Here is a 9524-nt window from a genome sequence, read left to right on the forward strand (position 1 = left end):
TGGGAGCGTTCTCGTGGAGTCATTGATCGGACTGCTCGTCGCGGCACCGCTGCTGGGCGCCGCCGTGCTGCTGCTCGGCGGCAGGCGCCTGGACCGCGCGGGCCACTGGTTCGGCCTGGCCATGGCGGCCGTCTCGTTCGTCCTCGCCGTGGCGCTCTTCCTCGACCTGCTGGACCGGACGGGGGAGGAGCGGACGCTGCACCAGCACCTGTTCAGCTGGGTGCCGGTGGCGGACTTCCGGGCCGACGTCGCGTTCCAGCTGGACCAGCTGTCGATGACGTTCGTGCTGCTGATCACGGGCGTGGGCACGCTGATCCACCTCTACTCGGTGGGGTACATGGAGCACGACGAGCGGCGCCGCCGCTTCTTCGGCTACCTGAACCTTTTCCTCGGCGCGATGCTGCTGCTGGTCCTCGCCGACAACTACCTGCTGCTGTACGTCGGCTGGGAGGGCGTGGGCCTCGCCTCGTTCCTGCTGATCGGCTTCTGGCAGCACAAGCCGAGCGCGGCGACGGCGGCGAAGAAGGCGTTCGTCGTCAACCGTGTCGGCGACGTGGGCCTGTCCATCGCGATCCTGCTGATGTTCACCACGTTCGGCACGTTCGCGTTCTCCGAGGTCCTGCCGAACGCGACGACCGCCTCCGAGTCCACGCTGACCGGCATCGGCCTGATGCTGCTGCTGGCCGCCTGCGGCAAGTCGGCGCAGGTGCCGCTCCAGTCGTGGCTGGGCGACGCGATGGAGGGCCCGACCCCGGTCTCGGCCCTGATCCACGCGGCGACGATGGTCACCGCGGGCGTCTACCTGGTGGTCCGCTCGGGCGCGGTGTTCGACGCGGCGCCCGACGCCCAGACGGTGGTGGTCGTCGTCGGCGCGGTGACGCTGCTGTTCGGCGCGATCGTCGGATGCGCGAAGGACGACATCAAGAAGGCCCTCGCCGGGTCCACGATGTCGCAGATCGGCTACATGATGCTGGCCGCCGGGCTCGGCCCGCTCGGCTACGTCTTCGCGATCATGCACCTGGTCACGCACGGCTTCTTCAAGGCCGGGCTGTTCCTCGGCGCCGGTTCGGTCATGCACGGCATGAACGACGAGGTGGACATGCGGCGTTACGGCGGGCTGCGCAAGCACATGCCGGTGACGTTCGCGACCTTCGGCCTCGCCTACCTCGCGATCATCGGCTTCCCCTACCTCTCCGGCTTCTTCTCCAAGGACGAGATCATCTACGCCGGCTTCTCCAAGGGCGGCACCGAGGGCTGGATCCTCGGCGGCGTGATGCTCCTGGGCGCGGCGCTCACCGCGTACTACATGACGCGCATCATGCTGATGACCTTCTTCGGCGAGAAGCGCTGGCAGCCGGACGCCCACGGGCACGAGCCGCACCCGCACGAGTCCCCGCTCACCATGACCGTCCCGATGATCGTCCTGGCGGTCGGCGCGGTCGCGGCGGGCTTCCTCTTCGACGCGGGCGAGTCGTTCGTCCACTGGCTCGAACCCGTCACCGGCCTGGCGCACGGCGACTCGCCGGTCAGCCACGGCGAGGTGTCGATCGCCGCGACCGCCGTGATGGTCCTCGGCGTGGCCGGCGCCTGGTTCCAGTACGGCCGCCGCCCGGTGCCCGCGGTGGCGCCGGCCGGGAGCCTGCTCACCCGCGCGGCGCGCCGCGACCTGCTCCAGGACGACTTCAACCACGCCGCGTTCGTCCAGACCGGCAGCTACCTCACCCGGGGGCTCGTCTACGTGGACCACAAGCTGGTCGACGGCGTGGTCAACGGCACGGCCGCCTCGTTCGGCGGCCTCTCCGGGCGGCTGCGGCGCGTGCAGAACGGCTTCGCCCGCTCCTACGCGGTCTCGATGTTCGGCGGCGCGGCCCTGCTCGTCGCCGCGACCCTGCTGATGAGGGCGGTCTGACATGTCATTTCCCCTGCTGACGGCCACGGCGGTGGCTCCGGCGCTCGGCGCCGTCGTCACCGCCGCGGTGCCCGCCGCGCGGCGGACGGCCGCGAAGTGGCTGGCGCTCGGCTTCTCGCTGCTGACGGTGGCGCTTGCGGCGGCGGTCGTGCTGCGCTTCGACACCGCGCCGGGCGCCGACCGGTTCCAGCTCACCGAGTCGCGGTCCTGGATCCCCGACTTCGGCGTCAGGTACGAGCTGGGCGTGGACGGCATCGGCGTCGCGATGATCGCGCTGACGGCCGTGCTCATCCCGTTCCTCATCGGCGCGGGCTGGAACGACGCGGACCCCGTGGACGGCGAGACCCCCGCGAACCGGCGCTGGCGGCCCACCCAGGGCTTCTTCGCGCTGATCCTCATGGTCGAGGCGATGGTGATCGTCTCGTTCGCCGCGACCGACGTCTTCCTCTTCTACATCTTCTTCGAAGCCATGCTGATCCCGATGTACTTCCTCATCGGCGGCTTCGGGGACCGCGCGGGGGAGCAGGGCGAGGAGGGCCAGGCGCGCCAGCGGTCGTACGCGGCGGTCAAGTTCCTCCTCTACAACCTCGCGGGCGGCCTCATCATGCTGGCCGCGGTGATCGGCCTGTACGTGGCGACCGCCGACCAGCTGCCCGAGGGCACGTTCTCCCTCCAGGCCATCCTGGAGGCGCGGCAGTCCGGTGAGCTGGACTTCGCGGCCGACGCCGAACGCTGGCTGTTCCTCGGCTTCTTCTTCGCCTTCGCCGTCAAGGCGCCGCTGTGGCCGCTGCACACGTGGCTGCCGAACGCGATGGGCGAGTCCACCGCCCCCGTCGCCGTGCTGATCACGGCCGTGGTGGACAAGGTCGGCACGTTCGCGATGCTGCGGTTCTGCCTGGGCATGTTCCCGGAGGCGAGCGAGTGGGCGACGCCGGTCGTCGTGACGCTGGCGCTCGTCAGCATCGTCTACGGCGCGCTGCTCGCCATCGGGCAGCGCGACATGAAGCGGCTGATCGCGTACGCGTCCATCAGCCACTTCGGCTTCATCGTGCTCGGCGTCTTCGCGATGACCAGCCAGGGCCAGGGCGGCGCGACGCTGTACATGATCAACCACGGCATCGCCACGGCGGCGCTGATGCTGGTCGCCGGCTTCCTCATCGCGCGGCGCGGGTCGCGGCTCATCGCGGACTACGGCGGCGTGCAGAAGACGGCGCCGGTGCTGGCCGGGACGTTCCTCGTCGGCGGCCTGGCGACGCTGTCGCTGCCGGGGACGGGGCCGTTCGTCAGTGAGTTCCTGGTGCTGGTCGGCGCGTTCAGCCGCTGGCAGGCGGTCGGGATCATCGCGTGCACCGGCATCGTGCTGGCCGCGCTGTACGTGCTGCTGCTGTACCAGCGCACGATGACCGGGCCGGTCAAGGCGGGCCTGGAGAAGCTGCCCGACCTGCGCGTGCGCGAGGTCGCCGTGGTGGCGCCGCTGATCGTGCTGCTGGTCTTCCTCGGCGTCTACCCGAAGCCGCTGACGGAGATCGTCGACCCGGCGGTGGAGCACACGCTGTCCGACGTGGACCGCCACGATCCGCGGCCGCAGCACGAGATCGCGGAGGCGGAAGAGACAGCGGAAGCGGAGGCCGCCGAGTGAGCGGGGCGAGCGTGGCCGGAACGGCCCGGAACGCGGGCAGGGCGGGTATGTCGGGTAGCGAGGAGAGTGGCGCATGATCCCGGGTGAGTTGCAGGCGCCTGACATCGAGTGGAGCGCGCTGTCGCCCAGCCTGATCGTCTTCGCGGCGGCCGTGCTCGGCGTGCTGGTCGAGGCGTTCGTGCCGCGCAGGCACCGGTATGTGACCGAGGTGGCGCTGTCGGCGCTGGCGCTGGCGGGCGCGTTCGCCGCCGTGGTGGTGCTGGCGTCCGGCGGGCACGCGACGAGCGAGGCGCAGATCGCGGGCATGGGCTCGCTGGCGGTGGACGGCCCGGCGCTGTTCCTGCAGGGCGTGATCGTGCTGGTCGGCCTCGTGTCGGTCTTCCTCTTCGCCGAGCGGCGGCTCGAACCGGCGGCGCACGGCGCGGCGGTCGACTCGTTCGCCGCGCAGCCGGCCGCCGTGCCGGGCGGGCAGGCCGAGCAGGAGGCGGTGCGGGCCGGGCACACGACGACGGAGATCTTCCCGCTGCTGCTGTTCGCGGTCGGCGGCATGCTGCTCTTCCCGGCGGCCAACGACCTGCTGGTCCTGTTCATCGCCCTCGAAGTCCTGTCGCTGCCGCTGTACCTGCTGTGCGCGCTGGCGCGCCGCAGGCGGCTGCTGTCGCAGGAGGCGGCGGTCAAGTACTTCCTGCTGGGCGCGTTCGCCTCGGCGTTCCTGCTCTTCGGCATCGCGCTGCTGTACGGGTACGCGGGCTCGGTCTCGTACACCGTGATCGGCGAGGTCGTGCGCGGCGAGGTCGGGACGCTGGACCCGGGCCTCGCCGGGACGATGGGGAACGACGCGCTGCTCCTGATCGGCGGCGCGATGCTGCTGGTGGGGCTGCTGTTCAAGGTGGGCGCGGTGCCGTTCCACATGTGGACGCCCGACGTGTACCAGGGCGCGCCGACGCCGGTGACGGGCTTCATGGCCGCCGCGACGAAGGTGGCCGCGTTCGGCGCGATCCTGCGGCTGCTGTACGTGGTGCTGCCGGGGCTGCGCTGGGACTGGGAGCCGGTGCTGTGGGGCGTGGCGATCGCGTCGATGGTCGCGGGCGCGGTCATCGCCGTGACGCAGACCGACGTGAAGCGGCTGCTGGCGTACTCGTCGATCGCGCACGCGGGCTTCATCCTGTCCGGTGTGGTCGCGGTGAGCGAGGACGGGGTGTCGTCGGTGCTGTTCTACCTGGCGGCGTACTCGTTCGTGACGCTGGGCGCGTTCGCGGTGGTCACGCTGGTGCGGGACGCGGGCGGGGAGGCGACGCACCTGTCCAAGTGGGCGGGGCTGGGGCGGCGTTCGCCGCTGCTGGCGGCGGTGTTCGCGCTGTTCCTGCTGGCGTTCGCGGGGATTCCGCTGACGTCCGGGTTCGCCGGGAAGTTCGCGGTGTTCCGGGCGGCGGCGGACGCGGGGGCGATGGGCCTGGTCGTGGTCGGCGTGATCGCGTCGGCCATCGCGGCGTTCTTCTACGTGCGGGTGATCGTGCTGATGTTCTTCAGCGAGCCGAAGGCCGAGGGGCCCTCGGTGGTGATCCCGAGCCCGCTGACGATGTCGGTGGTCGCGCTGGCGGCGGCCGTCACGGTGGTGCTGGGCGTCGCGCCGCAGTACTTCCTCGACCTGGCGAGCCAGGCGGGCGTGTTCGTGCGCTGACGGCCCTGGAACGGAGACGGCGGCCCGGTCGCCCCCTCGGTGGGGGACCGGGCCGCCGTCATGCCTCCTGGGGCGCGCCGCGCGGGCGTCAGGCGACGTTCTGGTAGGTCTCCGTGGCGCCGGAGGACCAGGTGACGTTCATCGTGCCGTCGTCGTTGACCTCGGCGGTGGCGGACATGTCGGTCCACTCGTCGTTGCCGTACATCGAGCACTCGTCGAGCGTGATGGCGCCGTCCTCGGTGATCGTGCCGTAGCACAGGTCGCCCTCGTAGGCGCCCATGTCGGTGAAGCTGACCTGGCCGAAGTAGATGTCGAAGTTCGGCGAGGCGTCCGTGTCCGCCGGGTCGACGTACCACTCGCCGTCGAACGGGCTGGAGCCCGGGATGTCGCCCAGGTCGGGCATGTCCTCGTCGCCCAGGTCCGGGACGTCGGGCTGCTCCTCCTCGCCGCCCGGCACCTCGGGGTCGGGGACATCGGGCAGATCGCTGTCGTCCGGGATCTGGATGTCCTCGGCGCCGACGCCGAAGGGCGGCTCGGAGTCGTCCCCGCAGCCGGTCAGTACCAGTGCCGACGCCGCGGCGACGGCGGGCAGGGCGAGCCGTATGGACCTGTGCATGGTTTCCCCTCGTTTTGCTCTGCTTGTACACCAAGCTGTCCCGGCAGATTAGCCGCCCCCGGCCCGGGGGAGAATCCATCGTTACGTGGCCATGGCAATCGCCGCTGGACTGATACGTCGGGCGGTCCCGCGGACGACCCCGCGTACAGGCATGGCGACGGCCCGGTGCCCGCGTCCGCCGGGGCACCGGGCCGTCGCCGTGCGTGTGTCAGGAGTCGGCGAGACGGCCGGGCTCGTAGTCCTGGACCAGACCGGAGCTCCAGGTGACGACGAGGTGGTCCTCGGCCTCCATCCGGACGTCGGCCTCGGTGTCGGTCCACGCCTCGTCGCCGTACTGCTCGCACGTGAACGATATGTGGCCGTTGATCACCGGGCCGTAGCAGACGTCTCCCTCGTTGACGCCCTCGATGTCGGTGTCCTCCTGGAAGATGGCCTGGCCGTTCTCGAAGCGGAAGACCGGGTCGAGGACGTCCGGGCCGACCTGCCAGTCGCCCTCAAGCTGCTCGGCGGTGGGCGCCTCACCCGGCACGTCGCCCGTGCCGGCGGTGTCGGAGCCGGGGGCGTCCGGAGCCTCGGATTCCTCCTCCTCCGCGGGCGGCGCGGGGTCCTCGACCTCCGTGCCGCCGTCCGCCTCCTCCTCGGCCGGAGTCTCCGACGAGCCGCCGTCCCCCATGCCGAACGCCGCTTCCTCGTCGTCGTTGCATCCGGTAAGGACGAGAGCGGCGACGGCCGCGGTCACGGGCAGGACGAGCCTGATTGACCTGTGCATGGGTTCCCCTCAACGTTGTGCTCGTCCGGGCACATTAGCTGAACATCTGCAACGGCTGTCCGGTTGTTACCCAGCTGTGGAGAACGATGCGGGACTGCGGCGAATTGATCACCCAGTGCCGAGGAGCTGACGACAGACGGTACGTCCCCGGCGGTGATCCACCACCGACCGGCTACGCTGCGGGGGACAACGCACCGGAAGACAGGGGAGAGCGCTCGTGACCGTCGTGGGGCCCTTCGGGGTGAGCGTGCGGGACCCGGCCCTGGAAGCCGATGTCCAGGCTGGTCTGACAGCCGTCGAGGCCGGGCTGGTCGAGGCGACGAAGAGTGATGTCCTGTTCATAACGGAAGCGGCGCAGCACCTCGTGCGCGCGGGCGGCAAGCGGTTCAGGCCGCTGCTGCTCCTGCTGGCCGCCCAGTTCGGCGATCCCCACGCGCCGGGCGTCGTGCCCTCGGCCGTGGTCGTTGAGCTGACGCACCTGGCGACGCTGTACCACGACGACATCATGGACGAGGCCGAGGTGCGCCGCGGCGTGCCGAGCGCCAACGCCCGCTGGAACAACTCGGTGGCCGTCCTCACCGGCGACTTCCTCTTCTCCCGGGCCTCCTCGATAGTGGCCGAACTCGGCACGCAGGCCGTCCGCATCCAGGCGGAGGCGTTCGAGCGGCTGGTGACCGGCCAGATCCAGGAGACGGCGGGGCCGCAGGAGGGCGAGGACCCGATCGCGCACCACCTCGGCGTCATCGCGGGCAAGACGGGCTCGCTGATCGCCGTGGCGGGGCGGATGGGCGCCATAATGTCGGGCGCCGACGAGTCGGTGGTCAACACGCTCGCCCAGTACGGCGAGCGCATCGGCACGGCGTTCCAACTCGCCGACGACGTCCTGGACATCACGAGCGACGGCCGGGAGTCCGGCAAGACGCCCGGCACCGACCTGCGCGAGGGCGTGGCGACGCTGCCGGTGCTGCGGCTGCGGGAGATGGTCGCCAAGGGCGGTTCCGCCGAGGACCGCGCGCTGCTCGACCTGCTCTCGGGCGACCTGACGGACGACGCGCGGCACGCGGAGGCGCTGGCCGGGCTGCGGGCCCACCCGGCGCTGGCGCGGGCGCGGGCGGACGCGCTGTCGTTCGCCGAGCAGGCGCGGCAGACGCTGGAGCCGCTGCCCGACATGGCGGCGAAGGCGGCGCTCGCCGAACTGTGCGACGCGGTGGCGGTCCGCACGTCCTGACCCGTTCTCCACCACGACCCACCACGAGGGGGCGTGCGGCATCGGCCGCGCGCCCCCTCGCGGCCGTCCGCCCGCGGTCCGGGAGGTGTCCGGCGGACCCTTACGGGTACCGGCCCTCTGGACGACAGCCGGTCATCCGCTGGGAGTAGGGCGGATGCCTCCCTCCGGTGGATGCCCGGATCGTCCCGAGCTGGTGCACTGGTAGGTGTCCAGACGGAGTGGAGGGGATATCGGATGGCTGTGCACAGGAGCTTGCGCCGTGCGGCCGTCCCGATCACCGTGGCGGCCGGTGTCGCCGCTGTGGGGGTCGGGGTCTGGCCTGCGCTCGCGAACGAGGGGGGACCCGAGCTGCCCGACGTGACGGCGCGGGAACTCGTGGTGCGGATCGCCGAGTCGGAGACGGCCCAGCTGTCCGGCACGGTCAGGATCTCGGCCGATCTGGGGGTGCCCGACTTCGGCGGCCTCCTGGACGGGGCCGTCGACTCGCTGGACGGCCCGGCGGGGCGCCTCGCGTCGCTCGCCACCGGCGAGGGCCGGGTGGACATCGCCGTGGACGGCCCCGACCGGCAGCGCCTGACGGTCTCGGGCGGGTCGGGGGACTCCGGCGAGCTGGAACTCGTCCACGACGGCGAGGAGCTGTGGGTCTACGACAGCGCGAGCGCGACCGTGCTGCGGGGCGAGGTGCCCGCGGACGCGGAGGCCGGGGCAGGGCGGCACGAGGCACCGTTCGACGCCCTGTCGCCCCAGGAGGCGGCGGACCTGCTGCTCGACCGGCTCGGCGAGCACGCCGACATCACGGTGGACGGCACGGCCCGCGTGGCGGGGCGCGACGCGTACCGGCTGCTGGTCGAGCCCCACGACGACGTCCTGGGGGAGGAGGCGGGGGACGCGGGCCCGACGTCCGCGCGGATCTCCGTCGACGCGGAGACGGGCGTGCCGCTCGCGGTGACGGTGCGGACGGCCGGGGACCAGACGCTCGACGTCGCGTTCTCGCGGATCGACTACGCCCAGCCGGCGGGCAGCGTCTTCGACTTCACGCCCCCGAGCGGCGCCCGGGTGATCGACCTGGCGGACGACCCGGCCGCGCTGGAGGAGCTGCTCCCCGAGGACCTGCTCTCCGGCGAGGCCCTGCCGGAGGGCTTCCCCGACGACCTGCTGTCGCTCGACCCGTCGGGCGACTCCGGCTTCTGACACCGGGTCACCCCGCCTCCACCCGTACGCCGCCCCGCGCCCCCGGCACCCGCCGGGCGCGCGGGGCGGCGCTGTGGGGGGCGTGCCCCCGGCGCCCCGGCGGGCACGGTCGTCGCGCGGACAGCGCGCCTGGCGCTCGCCAGGGTCCGTCTTCAACGGGAGCGTCCGGCCGCTCGCGGCTCCCCCGGGCCGGGGCCCCGGGTACGTCCGCTCGCAAGGCACCGGATCGTCCCCGCACCGGGCGTACTCGGGCGTTGCGACGACGCGGCGAGCGTCGCGAGCAGGGCGACCCCTTCGGCGACGGACCCAGGGGCTTGGCCGTGACACGTACGGACGCCCTCGGTGCCTGCACTGAACGGCGCGTCCACGACGAGCCGTTGCCGCCCGCTGCCGGTGGCCCGGCTGCGTGTGTCGGCTGTGCCGTGCTCCCGCAGACGCGGTGAGCGGTGCCTGTCCGCTCCCCGGCTGTGCCGAAGGTGACGCGGTGTCCG

General features: G+C 72.1%; 7 protein-coding genes. 5 read left to right on the forward strand and 2 right to left on the reverse strand.

The window, feature by feature from the left end; genetic code table 11:
• Positions 1-13 precede the first annotated feature (13 nt).
• From nuoL to nuoN, 3 genes are all read left to right on the forward strand, one after another.
• The gene (gene nuoL / locus ACIBPC_RS26620) at positions 14-1909 is read left to right on the forward strand and encodes an NADH-quinone oxidoreductase subunit L (protein WP_362966969.1); all 1896 of its coding nucleotides are present in this window, start codon (positions 14-16) and stop codon (positions 1907-1909) included.
• Between the two features lies 1 nt (position 1910).
• Positions 1911-3548, forward strand: a complete 1638-nt coding sequence (locus ACIBPC_RS26625; RefSeq protein WP_362966971.1) for an NADH-quinone oxidoreductase subunit M — start codon at positions 1911-1913, stop codon at positions 3546-3548.
• A 73-nt stretch (positions 3549-3621) separates the two neighbouring features.
• Positions 3622-5229 carry an NADH-quinone oxidoreductase subunit NuoN gene (gene nuoN / locus ACIBPC_RS26630; protein WP_362966973.1) on the forward strand — a complete coding sequence of 536 codons (1608 nt, stop codon included), beginning with the start codon at positions 3622-3624 and terminating at the stop codon, positions 5227-5229.
• Positions 5230-5317: 88 nt separating this feature from the next.
• Here the strand turns inward: nuoN and ACIBPC_RS26635 are convergent, their stop codons facing one another.
• Complete coding sequence (locus tag ACIBPC_RS26635) at positions 5318-5845, reverse strand: hypothetical protein (RefSeq protein WP_398848115.1); 528 nt, start codon at positions 5843-5845, stop codon at positions 5318-5320.
• A gap of 208 nt (positions 5846-6053) precedes the next feature.
• The gene (locus tag ACIBPC_RS26640; RefSeq protein WP_362966977.1) at positions 6054-6614 is read right to left on the reverse strand and encodes a hypothetical protein; all 561 of its coding nucleotides are present in this window, start codon (positions 6612-6614) and stop codon (positions 6054-6056) included.
• 217 nt (positions 6615-6831) lie between these two features.
• Here ACIBPC_RS26640 and ACIBPC_RS26645 point away from each other — a divergent pair, with 217 nt between their 5' ends.
• Together ACIBPC_RS26645 and ACIBPC_RS26650 are read left to right on the forward strand one after the other, a co-directional pair.
• The gene (locus ACIBPC_RS26645; RefSeq protein WP_362966979.1) at positions 6832-7842 is read left to right on the forward strand and encodes a polyprenyl synthetase family protein; all 1011 of its coding nucleotides are present in this window, start codon (positions 6832-6834) and stop codon (positions 7840-7842) included.
• 234 nt (positions 7843-8076) lie between these two features.
• Complete coding sequence (locus tag ACIBPC_RS26650; RefSeq protein ID WP_398848116.1) at positions 8077-9033, forward strand: outer membrane lipoprotein carrier protein LolA; 957 nt, start codon at positions 8077-8079, stop codon at positions 9031-9033.
• Positions 9034-9524 lie beyond the last annotated feature (491 nt).

This window comes from Streptomyces sp. NPDC049879, assembly GCF_044461265.1.
Classification (GTDB): Bacteria; Actinomycetota; Actinomycetes; order Streptomycetales; family Streptomycetaceae; genus Streptomyces.